The organism is Variovorax sp. V118, assembly GCF_041154445.1.
Classification (GTDB): domain Bacteria; phylum Pseudomonadota; class Gammaproteobacteria; order Burkholderiales; family Burkholderiaceae_C; genus Variovorax; species Variovorax boronicumulans.
On sequence record NZ_AP028663.1, the window covers coordinates 6,787,537 to 6,807,690 of the forward strand.

Below are 20,154 nucleotides of genomic sequence, written 5' to 3' on the forward strand. Positions count from 1 at the left end.
GCGCGCGCACCCGCTCCTATACTGGCCGCCCCGTGGCCGATGGCCATCTCCGAACGACCTTTCACAGGGGCTTTCCCATGGCACTCCAACTGCGCTCCCTCGTCCGTTCCAACGGCGAACTCGAACTCTCCCTGCACGACGACCCGATGCCCGAACCGCAGGCCCACGAGGTGGTGATCCGCGTCGAGGCCTCGCCGATGAACCCGTCGGACCTGGGCCTGCTCTTCGGCGCCGCCGACATGAGCACCGCCGTGGCCTCCGGCACCGCCGATCGCCCCGTCGTCACCGCCACGGTGCCTGAACGCGCGCGCGCCTCGATGGCGGCGCGGCTCGACCAGTCGATGCCGGTGGGCAACGAAGGCGCGGGCGTGGTCGTGAAGGCCGGTTCGTCGCCGGCCGCGCAGGCGCTGCTGGGCAAGACCGTGGCGGCCATCGGCGGCGCGATGTACTCGCAGTACCGCGCGGTGCCCGTGGCGATGTGCCTCGAGCTGCCGGCGGGCACCACGCCGGCCGAGGGCGCGTCGTGCTTCGTGAACCCGCTGACCTCGCTGGGCATGGTCGAGACCATGAAGCGCGAAGGCCACAAGGCGCTGGTGCACACCGCAGCCGCGTCCAACCTGGGCCAGATGCTCAACAAGATCTGCCAGAAGGACGGCATCGACCTCGTCAACATCGTGCGCAAGCCCGAGCAGGAAGCGCTGCTGCGCGGCATCGGCGCGAAGTACGTCTGCAACGCCAGCTCGCCGGACTTCCTCGAACAGCTGACCGACGCCCTGGTCGCCACCGGCGCCACGCTGGCCTTCGACGCCACGGGCGGCGGCAAGCTCGCCGGCCAGATCCTCGGCTGCATGGAAGCGGCGCTGAACCGCACGGCCAAGGAATACAGCCGCTACGGCTCGACCACGCACAAGCAGGTCTACATCTACGGCGGCCTGGACCGCAGCCCGACCGAATTCGTGCGCAACTTCGGCATGGCCTGGGGCATGGGCGGCTGGCTGCTGTTCCCGTTCCTGCAGAAGCTGGGCGATGAAGGCACGCAGCGGCTGCGTTCGCGCGTGATCGCGGAACTGAAGACGACGTTTGCGAGCCACTACACGCGGGAGGTGTCGCTGGTCGAGGCGCTGCAGTTGGATGCGATCGGGGTGTATGGGAAGCAGGCGACCGGAGAGAAATTCCTGCTGAATCCGAACAAGGGGTTGGCGGGCTGACACCTGCCTGGGCGCAAGGCCAGCGGCCCGGCCCGCAACCCGGCGTTCGACTCGATGCAGCCGGCGCGGCCCCTCACCTCGGCCGCGAATTGCGGCTGCGGGGCCCCTGCCATGCGTCGGGGTCTTGCGCGAAGCTTTGAACAATCATCGTCGACAGCTCTTTTTGCACCGCACGCAGATCGACCGTCGATTCTTTCAGCAGCGCCTGCAGCATCACGCCACGCAGCGCCCCCAGCACGATGACGGCGGCCGTGGCGGGATCGACGCCCTTTCGCATTTCGCCTGCAGCGATGGCGGCCCGGAAGTGCAACGCCAGGAAGTCGATCACGCTCTGGTTGTAGCGCCCCAGGCTTTCGCCGGTTTCGGAATCGTCGGTGGTGGCCTCGGCCATCAGCACCAGCAAGGCGCGGGTGTTGGTCCATCCGCCATCGGCGCGTCCCAGGTACACGTCCACGAAGGAAAGCAACGATGCCATGCCCTCGTCGGCCGGTGGGCTGCGCTCGAGCTCGTGCATGAAGTTCTGGTTGATGTAGGCAGCCAGCGCACGCAGCAGCGCAGGCTTGCTTCCGAAATGATGCGCCGCCAGGCCCCGGCTGTAGCCGGCCGCCTCGCCCACTTCGGCGAGCGTCATCCCGACCCACCCCTTGCGCGACACGATCTCGCGGGCCGCTTCCAGCAGGCGTGCCTCAGCGGCTGCGCGGCGCTCCATCTGCGTTCGGCGAGGGAGCGTGGTGTTCGGCGATTTGGCGGCGGTCCTCATGGGCCCGAAGTCTAACGACGCGATGCGGCATCCTTGACCACGCCGGCGCTGAGCAGCCGGTCGATCCGCTCGCCCGCATAGCCCAACTCCCCGAGGATCTCGTTCGAGTGCTGCCCGAGCAGCGGCGCACCGCTGCGGATCTGCGCCGGCGTGGCGCCGAACAGCGTGGCCGGCCGCGTGGTCTGCAGGGCGCCTTCCGAGGGATGGTCCATCGGCTGGAACATGCCGACCGCTTTCAGGTGCGGGTGCTCGGGCAGGTCGTCGATGCGCCAGATCTGCGTGGCGGGAATGTCGAGTTCTTCGCAGATCGCGACCCACGCGGCGGTGCTGCGCGTCGGTGTCAGGCTGTGGAGTTCGCGATAGAGCTCGCGAACGCTCGCGTTGAGCTTGTGCCGGTCCGACAGGTCGTAGGCACCCGCCAGGTCTTCCCGTCCCACGCGGCGGAACAGCGCGAGCCACTGCTGCGGGCTGTACGGCAGCATGGCGATGTAGCCGTCCGACGTCGGTGCCGGCTTGCGCCCGCCGCTCACCACGCGTCCGTAGCCCGCGGGTGCGGTCGGCGGATCGAAGGCGAGCCCGCCCATGTGCTCCACCATGGTGAACTCGACCATCGTCTCGAGCATGGGCACTTCGACGTACTGGCCGTTTCCGGTGCGCTCGCGATGGAACAGCGCCGCGAGCACCGCATTGACGACCACGATGCCGGTGGTCTTGTCGGCCATCAACGTGGGCACGTAGTCGGCCGTTCCCGTGGACTGCCACATCAGCCCCGCGACACCGCTGGCGGCCTGAATGATGTCGTCGAACGCCGGCTTGGCATGGTCCGGTCCGTCCTGGCCGAAGCCGGTGGCCGCGCAGTAGACGATGTCGGGACGTACCGCACGCAGCGCGTCGTAGCCCAGGCCCAGGCGTTCGATGGCCGGAACGCGCATGTTGTGCACGAAGACATCGGCGTCCGCCGCGAGTTCGAGCAGGATCTTCCGGCCTTCGACACTCTTGAGGTCGACCGCCAGGGAGCGCTTGTTTCGATTGATGGCCAGGAAGATCGAACTCATGCCGGCGTGGCGCGACACCCCGTTGGCGCGCATCAGATCGCCTTCGATCGGCTCGACCTTGATGACGTCGGCGCCATAGTCGCCCAGGATCTGCGTGGCAACGGGTCCGAGCACGACCGAGGTCAGGTCGAGCACGCGAACGCCCTTGAGCGGTCCGCTCGCCGCTGGTGCCGTGGGGGGCCGTTTTTCCATGAAGGTTCTCTGCTGATGTGGTGAGGGTCATCTTACCAACTTGCTTGTCGATCGACAAGTAACTTCATAGAATCCGGCCTCCACCACAGGAGACACGTTCATGAACCCTTTGTCGAAGATGCTGCGCGCCGCGGCGTTCACGGCCGCGCTGGCATCCGCCGCGGCACCGTTCGCGCAGGCCCAGCCACAACAGACCGCCGCGACCTATCCGTCCAAGCCGATCCATTTCGTCGTGCCTTTTCCGCCCGGCTCCGGCACCGACGTCGGCGCCCGCTTCTTCGCGCGAAAGCTGGGCGAGCTGGCAGGACAGCCGGTGATCGTCGAGAACCGCGCGGGCGCCAACGGCTTCATCGCCGTGAAGGCCGTGACCTCCGCGCCTGCCGACGGCTACACCCTGCTGATGGGCAGCAACTCGACGCTGGCCACCAACGTGGCGCTGTTCAAGCAACTGCCGTACGACCCGGTGAAGGACCTGGCCCCGGTCTCGACGCTCATGCGCTCGCCCATCGTGCTCATCGTGCCGGCCAACTCGCCCTACAAGACACTCAAGGACCTGATCGATGCGGCGCGCGCCAAGCCCGGGCAGCGCACCTATGCATCGGGGTCGGCCGCCTACCAGCTCATGGACGAACTGTTCGCCGACAAGGCCGGCATCCAGCTGCTCAACGTGCCCTACAAGGGCGCGCCCGATGCAGTCAACGCCACCCTCTCCGGGCAGACCGATCTGGGCTTTTCCGACATCACCGCCACCATGGAGTTGCTGCGCGGCGGCAAGATCCGCGCACTCGCCATTGCGGCCGACCAGCGCCTTGCCGGCCTGCCCGATGTGCCCACCGCGCAGGAACAGGGCATCGGCGGCTTCAGCGCCGACACGTGGACGGGCGTCGCCGTGGCGGCCAACACGCCCAAGCCGGTGGTCGACAAGCTGTCGGACATGTTCGTGAAGATCCTCGCCATGCCCGAGACGCGAGAGTTCTACGCCAAGCAGAACGTGATCACGATGAAAGGCGGCCAGGACGAGCTGCGCGACTTCCAGCGCGAACAGATCGCCGTCTGGAAGCGCATCGCGGCGGCCGCAAGGATCGAACTCCAATGACCGATTCGCCCTCCATTTCCCAAAGCCGCGACGCCCATGTCGTCACGCTGACCCTGCGGCGCGGCCCGCACAACTTTGTCGATGCCGGCACGATGCGCGACCTGGCCGACCGCCTGGCCGCACTCGACGACGATGCGGGCTGCCGCGCCATCGTGCTCGCGGCCGAAGGCAAGTCGTTCTGTGCCGGTGCCGACTTCTCGGGCGTTCCCTCGGGCGGCCAGGCCGTCGACCCCGCCGACTTCTACACCCATGCCATGCGGCTCTTCGACGCTCGAAAGCCGTTGGTCGCAGCGGTGCAAGGCGCAGCGGTGGGCGCGGGCGTCGGGCTTGCGCTGGTGGCCGACTTTCGCGTGAGCTGTGCGCAGGCGCGGTTCAGCGTCAACTTCAACCGGCTGGGCTTTCACCCCGGCTTCGGTCTGAGCCACACATTGCCTCGCCTGATCGGCATGCAGCGGGCCTCGATGCTGTTCTACACGGGCCGCCGCATCGACGGCACCGAAGCGCTGGCCATCGGCCTGGTCGACGAGCTGGTGACGACGGACGAGGTGCTGGCGCGCGCCCAGGCGCTCGCCCGGGAGATCGCCGGGTCGGCGCCGCTCGCGGTACAGAGCACGCGCGCCACCTTGCGCGCCGGCTGCGCGCAGGACGTGCGCGCAATCAACCAACGGGAGCTGGCCGAGCAACAGGTGCAATTCCTGAGCGAAGACTTCCGTGAAGGCGTCAAGGCCATGGCCGAGCGCCGCACACCGCGCTTCACCGGTCGCTGAGCGACCACTCGATCAGCTTTGCACAGACAACGACGGAGTACCTGAATGAATTTCGAACTCGACCCCGAACACCAGACGCTCAAGGAGCTCGTCGCCAGCTTCGTGCGCGAAGACCTGCTGCCGCTGGAACCGGCCCTGCTGAAACGGGAGGCTGCCGGTGAACCCTGGGAGCTCTCGGCCGATGAGCACGCGCGGCTGGACACCGTGTCGAAGGCCCGTGGCCTGTGGGGCCTCGATGCGCCCGCCGAAATGGAGGGCCTCGACCTGCCGGTGGTGGCGATGGTCGGGGTGAACGAAGAATTCGGCAAGACCATCACGCCCTACGAGCTGCCCCCCGACTCGCCCAACCTGCGGATGCTGCTGACCGCCGCCAACGACGCGCAGCGCGCCGCCTACCTGGCCCCTTACGCACGCGGAGAGACGGTTTCGGCCATCGCCATTTCGGAGCCCGGCGCAGGCGCCGACCCTTCGGCGATGTCGACGCGCGCCGTGCGCGACGGCGATGACTGGGTCCTCAACGGCCGAAAGATCTGGATCAGCCGCGCCGCACGCGCGGACTGGACCATCGTCATGGCCGTCACGGACAAGACCAAGGTGGGGCGCCCAGCCATCTCGGCGTTCATCGTCGACCGCAACACCCCGGGCTTTCGCGTCGAGCGTCGCATCCCCATGATCGGCGGCGTCTCGACCTACGAGGTGCTGCTCGAAGACTGTCGCGTGCCGCATGCACGCCTGCTCGGCCAGGAAGGCCAGGGGTTCGCGCCGATGCAGGCGCGCCTGTCGAGCCGGCGCCTGCAGATGGCCGCATGGTGCGTCGGCCGCGCCCAGCGCGCGCTCGACATGATGTGCGAGTACGCACCGCAGCGCAGCACCTTCGGCGCCTCGCTCGCCGAGCGCCAGACGGTGCAATGGTGGATTGCCGACGCGGCCACGCGCATTCACGCCTGTCGACTCATGACCTACGAAGCAGCCGCACGCATCGATCGTGGCGACGAGGCGCGCAGCCAGGTCTCCATGGTCAAGGTATTCGCCACGGAGATGGCGGGGAAAGTGATCGACCACGCGATGCAGATGTTCGGCGCCATGGGCATGACCAAGGAAATGCCACTGCATCAGATGGCCAACGAAGCGCGCCTGATGCGGATCTACGAAGGTCCGAGCGAAGTCCACCGCTGGGTCGTGGCGCGCGAACTGCTCGGCTTGAAACGCTGACTAGACGACCAGCCGGTATCCCACCGCCGTCTCCGTCAACAGATGCTTCGGCTGCGCCGGATCGGCCTCCAGCTTCTGCCGCAGATGCCCCATGTAGATGCGCAGGTAGTGGCTCTGGTCCGTGTGCGACGGGCCCCACACCTCGCGCAGCAGCTGCCGCTGCGTCAGCACGCGGCCGGCGTTGGCCACCAGCACCGACAGCAGGCGGTACTCGGTCGGCGTGAGGTGCACCTCGGCGCCCGCGCGGCGCACGATGCGTGCGGCGCGGTCCAGTTCGATCTCGCCGAAGCGGAACACGGCCTCGGCGGCCGGCTCGTCGCCGTTGCCGCCCGCGGCGCGTGGGCGACGCAGGTTGGCGCGCACGCGGGCGAGCAGCTCACCGGTGCCGAAGGGCTTGGTGAGGTAGTCGTCGGCGCCGGCGTCGAGTGCGGCGATCTTGTCGGCTTCGTCGGTGCGGGCCGAGAGCACGATGATCGGCACCTGCGACCAGCCGCGCACATCGCGGATCAGTGACACGCCGTCGCCGTCGGGCAGGCCCAGGTCGAGCACCAGCAGGTCGGGTTGCCGCGTGCCGGCGGCCGCCAGGCCGTCGCGCAGGGTGCCGGCCTCGTGCACCTGCCAGCCTTCGGCCTCGAGCGCGCCGCGCACGAAGCGGCGGATCTGCGGCTCGTCTTCGATCACGATGGCGGTGGGGGATGGCATGGCGGGTTTCAGAGCTGAGCTTCAGCGGGTTCGGGGGGCTCGCGGCGCGGCAAGGTGACGGTGAATTCTGCACCGCCGTCGCGCGCATTCGCCGCGCTGATCTCGCCGCCGTGCGCGCTCACCACGGCGCGGCAGATGGCCAGGCCGAGGCCGACACCGGGCGTGGCGGATTCGGCTTCGCCGCGCGTGAACTTGTCGAACAGGGTCTGCTCGCGGCCGTGCAGCGCGGCGGGCAGGCCGGGGCCGTGGTCGCGCACCGTGAGCACCAGCGTGCCGGCCTCCGCGCGCGCCCCCACCTCGATGGGCGCGGCGCCGTACTTGGCGGCGTTCTCCAGCAGGTTGACGAGCACGCGCTCGATGAGCACGGCGTCGAACTCGACCAGCGGCAGCTCGGGGTCCCACGCGGTCTGCACGGTCATGCCGCGCAGCGCGGGGCGGGCGGCGCGGATGGCGGCGCCCACCACCTCTTCGACCGACTGCCAGTCGCGCCGCAGGTTGACCGCGCCGCCGGCCACGCCGCTTTCGAGGCGCGCCATGTCGAGCAGGTTGCTGACGAGCGCATGCAGCGCATGCGCCTGCGTGACGATGGCGCGCGCGGCCTCGCCGTGTTCTTCGGTCGGCAGGGTCTGCAGCGATTCGGCCAGCGCGATGAGCGCGGTGAGCGGCGTGCGCACGTCGTGCGAGATGGCGCCGAGCAGCGCGTTGCGCAGGCGCTCCGATTCCATCTCGACCACGGCGCGCTGCGCGACCTCGACGTAGTGCACGCGCTCCAGCGCGATGGCGATCTGGCGCGCCAGCGTGTCCAGCTGCTGCGCCTGCTCGGGAATCAGCAGCCAGCGCGGGCGGGCCGGGCACAGCGCGAGCACGCCGCGCACGCGCATGGGCGCGCGCAGCGGCACGTAGTGCCAGGGCTGCGCGGCGAGCGTGGCGGTGGCCAGGCCGGCGGGCTGGCCGTGGCGGAAGGCCCAGTCGGCCACCTGCGCGTCGAAGCCGGGCGGCGGGTCGGCGGGGGGCACGAGCTGGTCGGCCGCGTCGGTGACCAGCACGCGCGCATGGCCGCCGAAATGGGCCTGCACGGCGGCGGCGCCGAGCGCGACGACCTGGGTGCTTTCGAGCGCGGCCGAGAGTTCGCGCGTGAGCTCGAACAGCGAGCGCGCGCGGCGCTCTCGGCTGGTCGACACGCCGGCCGCGAAGCGCAGCCCGGCCGTGAGCTGGCCCACCAGCAGGCCGACGCCGAGCATCACGGCGAAGGTCAGCAGGTACTGCACGTCGCTGACCGCGAAGGACAGGCGTGGCGCGACGAAGAAGTAGTCGAAGGCCGCCACGTTGAGCATGGCCGCGAGCGCCGAAGGCCCACGCCCGAAACGCATCGCCACGCCCACCACGCCGAGCAAAAACAGCATGACGATGTTGGACAGCTCCAGCACGCCCGTGAGCGGCGTGCACAGCAGCGTGAGCGCGATGCTGGTGGCCGCGGCCCAGGCGTAGCCGGGCCAGCGCGACTGCGCGCGTTCGTCGTCGTCGTCGGCCTGCGTGGCGACCAGCGTCGCCTGCGACAGGCGGCGCGCGCTGTCGGCGCGGCCCACTTCGAGGATGTCGAGCGCCGGCGCCCGCTGCGCCAGCGCGCGCGCCAGCGGCACCGCGGACGCACCCCACCAGCGCCGCCAGCCGCGCACGGGCTCCGCGCGCCCGATGACCAGCGTCGCGCAGTTCAGGCGCCGCGCCTGCTCGGACAGTTGCTCCGCCACGTCGGCGCCGGTGAGCACGGCCGTGGCCGCGCCCAGTTCTTCCGCCAACTTGAGCACGGCGAGGATGCGGTCGCGCTGCGCGGCATCGAGGCGCTGCAGCCGTGGCGTCTCGACGTACGCGGCATGCCAGCGCACGTTGAGCTGGCCCGCGAGCCGCGCGGCGGTGCGCACGGTCTGCGCCGCGCCCTCGTGCGGACCGACGCAGGCCAGGATCGCACCCGAGGTGTTCCAGGCCTGCAGCGCCGCGCCGCCCTGCCCGTTGCCGCCGGGGCCCGACTGTTCGACGCGCCAGCCGCGCACGTCGTCTTCGACATGCTCGGCGGTGCGGCGCAGGGCGATCTCGCGCAGCGCGATCAGGTTGCCCTTGCGGAAGAAGTTCTGCGCGGCGCGCTCGGCCTGCTGCGGCAGGTAGACCTTGCCGGCCGCAAGCCGCGCCGTGAGTTCGTCGGGCGTGACGTCGACCAGCACCACTTCGTCGGCCTCGTCGAGCACGGTGTCGGGCACGGTCTCGTGCACGCGCACGCCGGTGATGGCGCCGACGGTGCCGTTGAGGCTTTCCAGGTGCTGCACGTTGAGTGCCGACCACACCTCGATGCCGGCGGCCAGCAGCTCCTGCACGTCCTGCCAGCGCTTGGCGTGGCGCGAGCCGGGCGCGTTGGTGTGGGCCAGTTCGTCGACCAGCAGCACGGCGGGCCTGCGCGCCAGGGCGGCATCGAGGTCGAACTCCGCGAGCGTGCGGCCCCGGTAGGGCACCTCGCGCAGCGGCAGCGTGTCGAGTCCCGCGAGCAGCGCGGCGGTCTCGCTGCGGCCGTGCGTTTCGACCACGCCGATGAGCACGTCGCGCCCGGCCTCGCGCTCGCGCCGGGCGGCGCTGAGCATGGCCCAGGTCTTGCCCACGCCGGCGCTGGCACCGAAGTAGATGCGCAGCTTGCCGCGCAGCGCGCGCGCCTCGTCGCTGCGCAGTTGCGCGAGCAGGGCGTCGGGGTCGGGGCGGGTCTCGGGCATGGGGGCTCAGAAGGTGCGAATGAATCCGCCGTGTCCGAGCAGCACGCGCAGGCGCGCGCCATCAAGGCGCAAAGCGCAGCCGTAGCTTGGGCTACGGCGAGCATTTGCAACGCCGAGGGCGCGTGTCTGTGCGGGATGAGCGGGCATGGCGGGTTCGTTCACACCTTCTCAAGATTAGCGCATCGGCCCGTTCTTGCGCCGCCGTTCATGCCGGCGTGCGGTGCGCGACAGCACCCACCAGGCGAAGCCCAGCGGCACGAACAGCGCTGCCATGGCCAGCAGCGCGTGCAGCAGGTCAGTGACCATGGCGCAGGCCGCAGCGCGCGAGGTGATCGCGCCAGCTCATGAGCCGGCCGATCTCACCCGAGGGCACGCATTCGATGAGGCGGTGCAGCACCTCGGCGTAGCGCGCGGTCGGAAAGCGGATCATCAGGCGCACGCAGGGCGCGTCGCTTTCCTGCGAGCTGCAGGCGTGCAGCAGCGGCTCGCAGCGCACCACGCCGGCCTCGGCGCAAGCGGCGATGCTGCGGCGCACGCGCAGCGCGTCGGCGCAACAGACGGTGACGTCGAGCACATGGAACTGCGTCGTGCGCGGCGCGATCGGACTTCGCACGACGGCGACAGGATGTTCACGGTAGGCGGCATAGGCCATGGTTGTTTTCTCCTCAACGCACCGTCGAAGAAGCATCGAGCGCCAGGTTCAGCGCCAGCACGTTGACGCGCGATTCGCCCAGCACGCCCCACAGCGGCGACTGGGTGTTCTTCGCGATCAACGCGTTCACCTGATCGATCGGCACGCCACGTTCACGCGCCACGCGGGCGGCCTGGTAATGCGCGGCGGCGGGGCTGATGTCGGGGTCAAGCCCGCTGGCCGAGGCCGTGACGAGGTCCACCGGCACCGGCGCGGTGTTGCCCGGGTCGGCCGCGCGCAGCGCCTCGACGCGCGCCTTCACGGCATCGGCCAGCGCGGGGTTCAGCGGGCCCTGGTTGGAACCGCCCGAGGCGCTCGCGTTGTAGGGCTGCGGCGCGGTGGCCGACGGGCGGCCCCAGAAGTGCTTCGGGTCGCTGAAGTTCTGGCCGATGAGCGCGGAGCCGACGGGCTTGCCGTCGCGCATCACCAGGCTGCCCGCCGCCTGCGCGGGGAACAGCGCCTGCGCGGCGCCGGTGACGGCCGCCGGATAGAGCAGGCCGGTGAATGCGCTCAGCAGCGCGAAGAGCACGAGCGCGGGGCGAACGATGCTGCCGTTGTTGTTTTTCATGATGAAGAACTCCTCAGACCAGATGGACTGCAACCAGCAGCCAGTCGATCAGCTTGATGCCGATGAAGGGAACGAGCAAACCGCCCAGGCCGTAGATGGCGAGGTTGCGGCGCAGCAGCGCGGCGGCACCCACCGGCCGGTAGCGCACGCCCTTGAGCGCGAGCGGGATCAGGAACACGATGACGAGCGCGTTGAAGATCACCGCCGACAGAATGGCCGACGACGGACTCGCGAGCCGCATCACATTCAGCGCGCCCAGCTGCGGATACGTCGACACGAAGATCGCCGGAATGATCGCGAAGTACTTCGCCACGTCGTTCGCGATCGAGAAGGTGGTGAGCGAGCCGCGCGTCATGAGCAGTGCCTTGCCGGTTTCCACCACCTCGAGCAGCTTGGTCGGGTTGGAGTCGAGGTCGACCATGTTGCCCGCTTCCTTCGCGGCCTGCGTGCCGCTGCCCATGGCCACGGCCACGTCGGCCTGCGCGAGCGCGGGGGCGTCGTTGGTGCCGTCGCCGGTCATCGCGACCAGCCGGCCTTCGGCCTGGTACTTGCGGATCAGCGCGAGCTTGTCTTCAGGCGTGGCCTCGGCCAGGAAGTCGTCCACACCGGCCTCGGCGGCAATGGCGGCGGCCGTGAGCTTGTTGTCGCCCGTGATCATCACGGTCTTGATGCCCATGCGGCGCAGCTCGGCGAAGCGGTCGCGGATGCCGGTCTTGACGATGTCCTTGAGCTCGACCACGCCGAGCACGCGGTTGCCTTCGGCCACGGCCAGCGGCGTGCTGCCTCGGCGTGCCGTTTCTTCGGCGGCGCGCAGCATCTCGGCCGGCACGCTGCCGCCCAGCGATTCGACATGACGGCGCACCGCGTCGACCGCGCCCTTGCGCAGCACGATGGCATCGACGTCCAGGCTGTTCGGCGCGGCCGGCAGGTCGACGCCGCTCATGCGCGTCTGCGCGGTGAAGGGCACGAAGCGCGCGCCTTCGACCGACGCCGCTTCCAGGCCGTCGCGGCGCGCCAGCTCGACGATGCTGCGGCCCTCGGGCGTTTCGTCGGCCAGCGAGGCGAGCATGGCGGCGCGTGCGAGGCGGCCCTTGGGCACGCCGGGCGCGGGCAGGAAGGCGCTGGCCTGGCGGTTGCCGTGCGTGATGGTGCCGGTCTTGTCCAGCAGCAGCACGTCGACGTCGCCGGCCGCTTCCACCGCGCGGCCCGAGGTGGCGATCACGTTGGCCTGCATCATGCGGCTCATGCCGGCCACGCCCACGGCCGAGAGCAGGCCGCCGATGGTGGTCGGGATCAGGCACACGAGCAGCGCGACCAGCGCGGTGAGCGACACCACGGTGCCCGCGCCCGCGGCCTCGACGCTGAACACCGAGAACGGCAGCAGCGTGACGGTGACCATGAGGAACACGATGGTGAGCGCCACCAGCAGGATGGTCAGCGCGATCTCGTTCGGCGTCTTGTGGCGCTTGGCCGCCTCGACCATGCCGATCATGCGGTCCAGGAACGACTCGCCCGGGTTCACCGAGATGCGCACCACCAGCCAGTCGGACAGCACGCGGGTGCCGCCCGTCACCGCCGAGAAGTCGCCGCCCGACTCGCGCACCACGGGCGCCGATTCGCCGGTGATGGCGCTTTCGTCGACCGAGGCCACGCCTTCGATCACCTCGCCGTCGAGCGGGATCACATCGCCGGCTTCGACCAGCACGACGTCGCCCTTGCGCAGGTTGGGCGCCTGCTCGGGCAGCCACGGCGCACCGTGGTGCGGCTGTTGCTGGTCCTTCAGTTTCTTGGCCCAGGTGTCCTTGCGCAGGCCGCGCAGCGAGGCCGCCTGCGCCTTGCTGCGGCCTTCGGCCAATGCTTCGGCGAAATTGGCGAACAGCACGGTGAACCACAGCCACACGGTCACGGCCAGCACGAAGGCGGGCTGCATGCCGGTGTCGCCCGGAAAGCTCAGCGCGTGCACCCACAGCAGCGTCGTGAGGATGCTCCCGATGTAGACGATGAACATCACCGGGTTGCGCCACTGGGTGCGCGGGTTCAGCTTGGCGAAGGCGCCCCACAGCGCGGGCTTGACCAGCGCCGCGTCGAACAGCGAGAGGGAGGTTTTGGTTTTGACAGTCATGGTGCGCTCCTTCTTATTTCCAGAGCACGAGGTGTTCGACGATCGGGCCCAGGGCCAGTGCCGGCACGTAGTTGAGCAGGCCGACCAGCAGCACGGTGCCGATCAGCAGGAAGACGAACAGCGGGCCGTGCGTGGGCAGCGTGCCGCTGGTGACGGGCAGGCGCTTCTTGGCGGCCAGCGCGCCGGCAATGGCGAGCACCGGCACGATCATCGCGAAGCGCCCGAGCCACATCGCCAGGCCGAGCAGGCCGTTGTAGAACGGTGTGTTGGCCGACAGGCCCGCGAAGGCGCTGCCGTTGTTGTTGGCGGCCGAGGTCAGTGCGTACAGCACCTCCGAGAAGCCGTGCGCGCCGGGGTTGGCGATGCCGGCCGTGCCCGTGCCCGCGCCCGCGCTCACCGCCAGCGCCGTGCCCGCCAGCACCAGCACCGGCGTGACCAGGATGGCGATGGAGATCAGCTTCATCTCGCGCACCTCGATCTTCTTGCCGAGGTACTCGGGCGTGCGCCCGATCATCAGGCCCGCGATGAACACCGCGAGCATGGCGAACACCAGCATGCCGTACAGGCCGCTGCCGACGCCGCCGAAGACGACCTCGCCCAGCTGCATCAGCACCATGGGGACCATGCCGCCGATGGGCGTGAGCGAGTCGTGCATGGCGTTCACCGCGCCGCACGAGGCGGCGGTGGTCACGGCGGCGAAGAGGGCCGAGGCATCGATGCCGAAGCGCACTTCCTTGCCTTCCATGTTGCCGCCGCTTTGCAGCGCGCTGGCCACCTGGTCCACGCCCAGCGGGCCCAGCAGCGGGTTGCCGGCCTGTTCGGCGGGCGTGGCGACCAGCACCGCCACCACGAACAGCACCGTCATCGCCGCGAGCACGGCCCAGCCCTGGCGCAGGTCGCCGACCACGCGGCCGAAGGCGAAGCACAGCGCCGCGGGGATCAGGAAGATCGCCAGCATCTCCAGCAGGTTGCTGAACGCGGTCGGGTTCTCGTACGGATGCGCCGAGTTGGCGTTGAAGAAGCCGCCGCCGTTGGAGCCGAGCATCTTGATCGCTTCCTGCGAAGCGACCGGGCCCATGGCGAGCGTCTGCGTGGGGGTGGTGGCGTCTTCCATCACAGGCGCGCCCTTGTCGTCCTTCAACGGCTGGCCGTCGGGGCCGTTCTTCGGTTGCTGGAAGGCCGTGGCTTCCACCGTCTGCACGCTCTTGTAGGCGTCGAAGTTCTGGATCACGCCCTGCCCTGCCAGGCACAGCGCGAGCACGAACGAGATCGGCAGCAGCACCCACAGCGTGACGCGCGTCACGTCGGCCCAGAAGTTGCCGACCAGGCCCTTGCCGTCACCGCGGCGCGCGAAGCCGCGCACCAGTGCGAAGGCGACCGCGATGCCGGTGGCGGCGGACAAAAAGTTCTGCACCGCCAGGCCGAGCATCTGCGTGAGATAGCTCATGGTCGACTCGCCGCCGTAGCCCTGCCAGTTGGTGTTGGCGACGAAGCTCACCGCCGTGTTGAAGGCCGAGTCGGGCGACACCGCGCCCATGCCGGCCGGATTGAACGGCAGCCCGCCCTGCAGGCGTTGCAAGGCATAGAGAAAGATCGCGCCGATGGCGTTGAACGCGAGCAGCGCCAGCGCGTAGCGCAGCCAGTGCATCGACTGCTCGGGCTGCGTGCCCGCGAGGCGGTACAGCGGCGCTTCGACGCGCTGCATCCAGCGCGGCACGCGCTCGCCGCACAGCGCGGCCAGCAGCTTGCCCAGCGGCCAGGCCAGCACGAGCAGGGCGCCGAGAAAAAGGGCCAGCAAGACCCAGGCCGAGGTTTCCATGTCAGAACTCCTCGGCGCAGATCAGCGCGAACACCAGGTACGCGAACAGGACCACGGCGACCAGCGCGCCGAAGCCGTACAGCACTTCGGGGCCGATCACGATGCATCCCCCGGCGTGCGCGTTGCATCAACGCCCGCGTGCGGCTTCTGCGGCCCTTCGAGCCGGTTCAGCCCGACGACCATGGCCGCTACCACGACCCACAGCGCCAGCAAGGCGCCCATCCAGACGATGTCCATTCATCACTCCTGCAAACAAGATGAAAGGAGTCTCGGCAGGCGTGCGTAAAACCGGGGGAAAGAGTGAGTGGGGGGCCGTAAAGAAAGCGTAAAAACGCCGGCAACGCAGAGGGCGAGGCCCGCCGGATGCGTCGCGTCGAATGCCTCGGCGAGCTCCAGCAAGGGAGCCGGGCCCATTCAAACAGCCGAGGCTGTTGCCGATGGAACTGCCCTGTCAGTCCACCTGCCGGGGATACCCGATCTCGGCGATGTCATTTCCGAGCGACGCCATGTCGAGGTCGGGATTGAATCGCCGGACGAGCGCGTCGCTGAGCGGTTGGTGCCGATAGATCGCCTCGACATCGCCCAGGTCGAGGTCGCGTTCGTAGTAGTCCGTCGCGAATTCGACGTACTGCTCGGGCCGGCCGGCGAGGATGCCGAGCAGCTCGGCGGAGCCATCCGGATCCTCCCCCGGCGGAAGCTCGACCGGTCCGCAAGTCCAGCGTTCTTCATGGCTCAGGCGCCAGAGACAGAATGTGCTGTCGCTGGTCGTGAACGCCGGCTCTTCCAGCAGGTTGGCGCGGAACTCCGCCGGCAGCCGTTCGAAGATTCCGGGCCATGGCGTCCCCGGCCGGAATGCCGGAGCCTCGTGCGCAAGCCCGTGGAGCGCGGCGCCGGCCTGGCAGAAGATGGCAAACCAATGATCGCCCGAACCATTGCGCATCGATGCCATCGCCGCCTCATCCGACCACGCGGCGTTGAACGCGTAGTACCGGTACTCCCACTCCGGCGAGAGCATGGCGTCGAGCATTGCAAGAGACTGGGTCAGTCGCTTCAACGTCGGAATGTCTGGAAGCGCCTTCAGGTTTCTCGTCGAGAGGGTCATGCGGGGGCGAAGTTGGTGGGGATGAACGCGCATGCTATCTGCCGATCGGGTCGGGTGCATGTCTGCCAAGACAGGGCGATCGGTGGCGCCTGTCAGGTTGTTTGCCGCCGCCAGGTGGAATCGACAACAATCTCTGAAAACGAGAGCGCAGGAAGCCAGCGCAAACCAAAGAGGGTGCGGACCGAAAGAGCGATCGATCGGGCCCGCAAAAAAGTGAAATCCACTGAGAGGAAGAGATGAAACTGAAGCGTGTCTTTCAGGCGGCTGCGGCCGGCCTTGCGTCCCTGGTGATCGCCGCTTGTGGCGGCGGAGGTGGTGGAGGAGGAGGCGGTGGTGGCGGTTTTCCGATCGGCATCGCGCCCGTCGCCCCCCCTGTGAACTATGTCAACGGCCTGTCCATCCGCATCAACCAGCCGGCCAGCATCGACAAGACGGTCTACGAAGGGCAGATGATCCCGAGCGTCCTGGTGTCGGGCACGCTGTCGGGCGACGTGAATCTGCTGAGCGGCAAGGTGCTGGTGCTCCTTGTCGTGATGCCCGATCCGCTGTTCGAAGAGAAGCCCGCCATCGCCATCAATGCCGCGGCACAGTCGGCTTCGCTGAACATGACCGGCAAGATCGCACCCGACGGCCCCAAGACCTACAAGGGCAACATGACGATCAAGGCCTGCCTGGATACGGCATGCCAGTCGGAAATCCGGGTCGAGAATCCGCAGATTCCGTATGCGATCACCGTCAAGACCGGACTGGTCCTGGGCAGCAAGAACGTCGACTTCGTCACCCCCTTCGGCGCCGCCGTGGCGCCTGTGACGGTTCCGGTCACGCTGCCCGAGGGCGCCGCCTCATGGGCCGTCGCGCCGGCGATCGGATCGACCGATACCTTCAAGGTCGAGAAGGCGGGCGACGGCTCGCCGAACCTCGTGGTCTCACTGCCGGCGCTGCTGCCGAGCGCCACGTCGTACAAGGCCAGCTTCAGCGTGAGCGCCATCACCTCGGACGGGCAGAAACTGTCCAGGCTGCTCGAAGTGAGCGTGCTGACCAACCCCTCCAGCGCGCCCTACGTCCTGGCCAAACCGGAGGCGCACTTCGTGGTCAAGCAAGGGACGCCCACCTTGGCGCCCGCACAGGACAACGCGGTCTTCTTCCCGGGCAACACCAGCGACAAGATGCGCTACATGGGCATGGTGATGAACACACCGCCCGGCGTGGACACCAGCATGTACCCAGGGCCGAACCTGTGGCTCTATGACTACTTCTACAACGAAGCGGGCTTGCCCAGGTACGCGACGAAGAGCTACAGCTGGAGTACGCAGGTGCAGGCCTGCTACAACGACCGATGCCTGGTGCCCGGACGCTACAGCGCACAGGTTCAGTTCCGCTACACCCCGGACGGAGGCCCTGTCTATGACATCCACTACCCGGTGGTCATGGACGTGGTGCCCTGATTCGGGCGAGCGACAGGCTCAGTGCGCCATCCACCGCCCGTCGTCACGCCGGCTGAGGAAGTAGCCGGCGCGGGCGGCGCGCGGGTCATCGGCTGATTTTTCGTTGACGATGTCCATCTCGGCGCGCGCGATCAGCCAGGTGCCGCCCTGCTTGCCGTTGGACCATTGGAAGCGGTGGAAGCGCGCGTCGGAGCCGATGTAGAAGGTGTGCTGCAGCGGCGACGCGCCGTAGTTGCGGAACGCGGTGACGGGAATCTGCTGCGTCTCGCGGGCGCTGCCACAGCCTGCCGCCGCGAGAAGCGCCGCGACCGCCAGGGCCGCGACGCTGCCGCGCGAAAGAACCCGTGCGGTGCCCATGGCCCGGGTCAGCGGCCGAAGCCGCGGTTGTACGAACCCACGGCGGAGTTGTAGTAGCTCACGATGTTCTTGTACGTCGACGGGAACTTGCTGTCCTTGAACGTGCGCCATTGGCCGATCATGTTCAGCAGGCTGCCGTGCAGCGACTCGTAGTTGTAGTTGGGCGGCTTGCCTGCTTCTCCCTTGGCCTTGGCTGCGGCCTTGGCTTCTTCGAGCGCCTTGGAGAGTTCTTCCAGCGAAGCCTGCAACTCGCTGGCCGCCGCATCGACCTTGGCGACGGCGTCCTTGTTCTTCAGGCCGTCGATCTGGTCGAGGCCGTTGACGAACTTCTTGGCCACCGCCATCGAGGCCAGCGTGTGGTAGTTGAGCATGTCGCCCTCGGCCTTGAGCTTGGCCATGCGTTCGGTGCGCGACGCCTCTTGTACGCGGTCCAGCTCGCCGCCCAGCGTGTCGATGCTGGCCAGCAGGCCCTTGAAGGCGGCGTTCATGTCGGCGTCGGCCGCGCGGCCCTTGACCCACTTGTCTTCGAGAAAGCTCTTGGACCGGTAGTACGGGTCCATCGGCGTCCAGACGGCGACGAGCTTCTCGCCCGTGGCCACCACGCCGTCGACGGCCGCGTCGAGCGCCGCGTCGCCCGAGCCGTCGGCACGTGCCTTCTTCAGGTCGTCCACGATGGACTGCACATCGGAAGGGCTGCCATAGAACGAGTTCCCGCTCGGCGACTTGCCGTTCACGTTCATCTGCACGTAGCTCTTGTACTTGGCGGCCACGCTGCGGTTGTCGTCGATGAGCCGGTTGTAGCCCTGGCTGTAGCTGGTGCGGGCCGCGGCCTGCACGCGGGCCGGGTCCTTGGCGGGCTGGGTCTTGCCCGATGCGGACGGCGATGGCGAGGCTGCCGCCGGCGTCGGCTTGTTGTCTTCCTTGCAGGCCGCGAGCACGGCACAGAAGCAAAGGCTCAAGGCAAACAGGCGCGTGCGCGCCGATCGGTTGTTGTGCGCAGTCATGGCGCTCTCCCTCGGTTGTGGTTGTTCGGTGCCGCGCCCGTCGATGAAGGCCATCGTTCGCAGCGGCAACAGGTGCGAAAAATGATAGCCAGCGCCACCGCGTCCGATCGTCGCGAACGCGCGAAAAACGCCCCGCGCACCGAACTAAATTGTGAGGATTCGCTTCAAGGCGTGCCCTGGAAAGTCAGAGCGTGCGTTCGAGCTGCCAGGCTTGGTACTTCAGGCTTACCACCGCACCTATGACGATGCCCGCGATGGCCGGCAGGCTCGCGATGCTCAGCGTCGACAGCGCGCTCAGGCCCTGCCCGATGGTGCAGCCCATGGCCGTGACGCCGCCGATGCCCATGAGCACGGCGCCCGTCGCGTGGTGCGCGAGGTCGCCGGTGCCGGCGAAGCCTTCCCAGCGGAATTCGCGCGACCACAGCGCATGCAGCGCGGCGCCCGCCACGACGCCGGCCACCGACACGATGCCCAGCGTGAGGCGCTTGTTGGCATCGCTGTAGAACATGAGCCAGTCGAGCGCGTAGGCCACCGGCGTCACGAAGCTCAGCGCTTCGGCGCGGCCGGAGTTGGTGGCGAGGAACACGTGCTCAAGCGTGAGCGGATGCTCCTCGACCACCGCCCAGTGGCCGCTGAGCCACCACGCGCCGACGACCAGCGCACCGATCAGCATGCCGCCGATGAGGCTGCGCACGTCGCGCGTCTCGCGGCCCCATGCGGCCCACACGAGCAGCGCGCCGCCGAGCACGAGGCCGAGCGCGAGGCGCAGCGACGATGCGTTCAGTTGGAAAGACGCGGCCAGCACATCGGGCAGCGACGCATTCATCGCCAGGTCGATGTGCACCGCATCGACGGTCGCGACGCGCAGCACCGCGGTGATGCCCTTCAGCGTGGCAAAGGCCGACACGCCCATGAGCACCAGCACCACCAGCGCCTTGAGATTGCCGCCACCCAGGCGCACCAGCGTCTTGTTGCCGCAGCCCGAGGACAGCACCATGCCGACGCCGAACAGCAGGCCGCCGACCAGCGCGGCGAGCCAAAGGATCTGGTGCGAGGCGTAGAGCGTGCGGTCGGCATCGACGAGCCCCGCGAACACGAGCGCCGAGAAGCCGATGAGCGCCACGCCGCCGGCGGCGGCCCACTGCTTCACGCGGGTCCAGTCGCCCAGCGCGACCACATCGCTGATCGCGCCCATGGTACAAAAGCGCGTGGCGCGCGCGACGGCGCCGAACACCGCCGACAGCACGAAGGCCGCCACGAGCGCGAGCGTGGTGAGAAGGGAAAGCTGCGCGATGGACATG

General features: G+C 68.7%; 20 protein-coding genes. 5 read left to right on the forward strand and 15 right to left on the reverse strand.

From position 1 onward, the window contains the following. Positions 1 to 77: 77 nt before the first annotated feature. A complete protein-coding gene (locus ACAM52_RS31705) occupies positions 78 to 1,208 on the forward strand; it encodes a zinc-binding dehydrogenase (protein ID WP_159279551.1) in 1,131 nt (376 codons plus the stop codon). 73 nt (positions 1,209 to 1,281) lie between these two features. On the opposite strand, the gene ACAM52_RS31710 is transcribed toward ACAM52_RS31705, so the two are convergent. Both ACAM52_RS31710 and ACAM52_RS31715 read right to left on the reverse strand, forming a co-directional pair. Then, positions 1,282 to 1,968, reverse strand: coding sequence for a TetR/AcrR family transcriptional regulator (locus ACAM52_RS31710; protein WP_070063030.1), 687 nt, complete (start codon positions 1,966 to 1,968; stop codon positions 1,282 to 1,284). Positions 1,969 to 1,979: 11 nt separating this feature from the next. Beyond that, complete coding sequence (locus ACAM52_RS31715) at positions 1,980 to 3,215, reverse strand: CaiB/BaiF CoA transferase family protein (RefSeq protein WP_369645503.1); 1,236 nt, start codon at positions 3,213 to 3,215, stop codon at positions 1,980 to 1,982. Between the two features lie 100 nt (positions 3,216 to 3,315). On the opposite strand from ACAM52_RS31715, the gene ACAM52_RS31720 reads away from it, so the two are divergent. The 3 genes from ACAM52_RS31720 to ACAM52_RS31730 are packed head-to-tail and all read left to right on the forward strand — an operon-like array spanning position 3,316 to position 6,290. Further along, positions 3,316 to 4,311 (forward strand): Bug family tripartite tricarboxylate transporter substrate binding protein, encoded by a 996-nt coding sequence (locus ACAM52_RS31720; protein WP_369645504.1) that lies wholly within the window; start codon positions 3,316 to 3,318, stop codon positions 4,309 to 4,311. After that, a complete protein-coding gene (locus ACAM52_RS31725) occupies positions 4,308 to 5,078 on the forward strand; it encodes an enoyl-CoA hydratase/isomerase family protein (protein ID WP_369645505.1) in 771 nt (256 codons plus the stop codon). The genes ACAM52_RS31720 and ACAM52_RS31725 overlap by 4 nt, the downstream gene beginning before the upstream one ends. A 45-nt stretch (positions 5,079 to 5,123) precedes the next feature. Then, on the forward strand, positions 5,124 to 6,290 hold the full coding sequence (locus ACAM52_RS31730; protein WP_095950305.1) for an acyl-CoA dehydrogenase family protein: 1,167 nt from the start codon (positions 5,124 to 5,126) through the stop codon (positions 6,288 to 6,290). Here ACAM52_RS31730 and kdpE read toward each other — a convergent pair whose 3' ends face one another. The 10 genes from kdpE to ACAM52_RS31780 all read right to left on the reverse strand — a co-directional run bounded on the left by kdpE (position 6,291) and on the right by ACAM52_RS31780 (position 16,047). Beyond that, a complete protein-coding gene (gene kdpE, locus ACAM52_RS31735; RefSeq protein WP_062480698.1) occupies positions 6,291 to 6,992 on the reverse strand; it encodes a two-component system response regulator KdpE in 702 nt (233 codons plus the stop codon). It abuts the gene before it with no gap. Between the two features lie 8 nt (positions 6,993 to 7,000). Next, on the reverse strand, positions 7,001 to 9,745 hold the full coding sequence (locus ACAM52_RS31740) for a DUF4118 domain-containing protein (protein ID WP_369645506.1): 2,745 nt from the start codon (positions 9,743 to 9,745) through the stop codon (positions 7,001 to 7,003). A gap of 174 nt (positions 9,746 to 9,919) precedes the next feature. After that, on the reverse strand, positions 9,920 to 10,051 hold the full coding sequence (locus ACAM52_RS31745; RefSeq protein WP_255221096.1) for a hypothetical protein: 132 nt from the start codon (positions 10,049 to 10,051) through the stop codon (positions 9,920 to 9,922). Next, on the reverse strand, positions 10,041 to 10,397 hold the full coding sequence (locus tag ACAM52_RS31750) for a hypothetical protein (protein WP_062473825.1): 357 nt from the start codon (positions 10,395 to 10,397) through the stop codon (positions 10,041 to 10,043). The genes ACAM52_RS31745 and ACAM52_RS31750 overlap by 11 nt, the downstream gene beginning before the upstream one ends. Before the next feature lie 13 nt (positions 10,398 to 10,410). Then, complete coding sequence (kdpC, locus tag ACAM52_RS31755; protein WP_159274790.1) at positions 10,411 to 11,004, reverse strand: potassium-transporting ATPase subunit KdpC; 594 nt, start codon at positions 11,002 to 11,004, stop codon at positions 10,411 to 10,413. 13 nt (positions 11,005 to 11,017) lie between these two features. Continuing rightward, positions 11,018 to 13,126, reverse strand: a complete 2,109-nt coding sequence (kdpB, locus tag ACAM52_RS31760; RefSeq protein WP_369645507.1) for a potassium-transporting ATPase subunit KdpB — start codon at positions 13,124 to 13,126, stop codon at positions 11,018 to 11,020. Between the two features lie 13 nt (positions 13,127 to 13,139). Then, positions 13,140 to 14,945, reverse strand: a complete 1,806-nt coding sequence (gene kdpA / locus ACAM52_RS31765) for a potassium-transporting ATPase subunit KdpA (RefSeq protein ID WP_369645508.1) — start codon at positions 14,943 to 14,945, stop codon at positions 13,140 to 13,142. A 1-nt stretch (position 14,946) separates the two neighbouring features. After that, positions 14,947 to 15,045 carry a K(+)-transporting ATPase subunit F gene (gene kdpF / locus ACAM52_RS31770; RefSeq protein ID WP_369645509.1) on the reverse strand — a complete coding sequence of 33 codons (99 nt, stop codon included), beginning with the start codon at positions 15,043 to 15,045 and terminating at the stop codon, positions 14,947 to 14,949. Then, complete coding sequence (locus tag ACAM52_RS31775) at positions 15,042 to 15,182, reverse strand: hypothetical protein (RefSeq protein WP_167395072.1); 141 nt, start codon at positions 15,180 to 15,182, stop codon at positions 15,042 to 15,044. Before ACAM52_RS31775 ends, kdpF begins: the two co-directional genes overlap by 4 nt. A gap of 214 nt (positions 15,183 to 15,396) precedes the next feature. Further along, complete coding sequence (locus ACAM52_RS31780) at positions 15,397 to 16,047, reverse strand: hypothetical protein (RefSeq protein WP_369630530.1); 651 nt, start codon at positions 16,045 to 16,047, stop codon at positions 15,397 to 15,399. 236 nt (positions 16,048 to 16,283) lie between these two features. Between ACAM52_RS31780 and ACAM52_RS31785 the strand changes: the two genes are divergently transcribed. Then, positions 16,284 to 17,492 (forward strand): hypothetical protein, encoded by a 1,209-nt coding sequence (locus tag ACAM52_RS31785; protein ID WP_369645510.1) that lies wholly within the window; start codon positions 16,284 to 16,286, stop codon positions 17,490 to 17,492. An 18-nt stretch (positions 17,493 to 17,510) separates the two neighbouring features. Here the strand turns inward: ACAM52_RS31785 and ACAM52_RS31790 are convergent, their stop codons facing one another. The 3 genes from ACAM52_RS31790 to ACAM52_RS31800 form a co-directional block, all read right to left on the reverse strand. Further along, positions 17,511 to 17,849, reverse strand: a complete 339-nt coding sequence (locus tag ACAM52_RS31790; RefSeq protein WP_369645511.1) for a hypothetical protein — start codon at positions 17,847 to 17,849, stop codon at positions 17,511 to 17,513. Positions 17,850 to 17,857: 8 nt separating this feature from the next. Next, the gene (locus ACAM52_RS31795) at positions 17,858 to 18,853 is read right to left on the reverse strand and encodes a DUF3829 domain-containing protein (protein ID WP_369645512.1); all 996 of its coding nucleotides are present in this window, start codon (positions 18,851 to 18,853) and stop codon (positions 17,858 to 17,860) included. 184 nt (positions 18,854 to 19,037) lie between these two features. Beyond that, a complete protein-coding gene (locus ACAM52_RS31800) occupies positions 19,038 to 20,153 on the reverse strand; it encodes a YeeE/YedE family protein (RefSeq protein ID WP_369645513.1) in 1,116 nt (371 codons plus the stop codon). Between the last annotated feature and the right edge of the window lies 1 nt (position 20,154).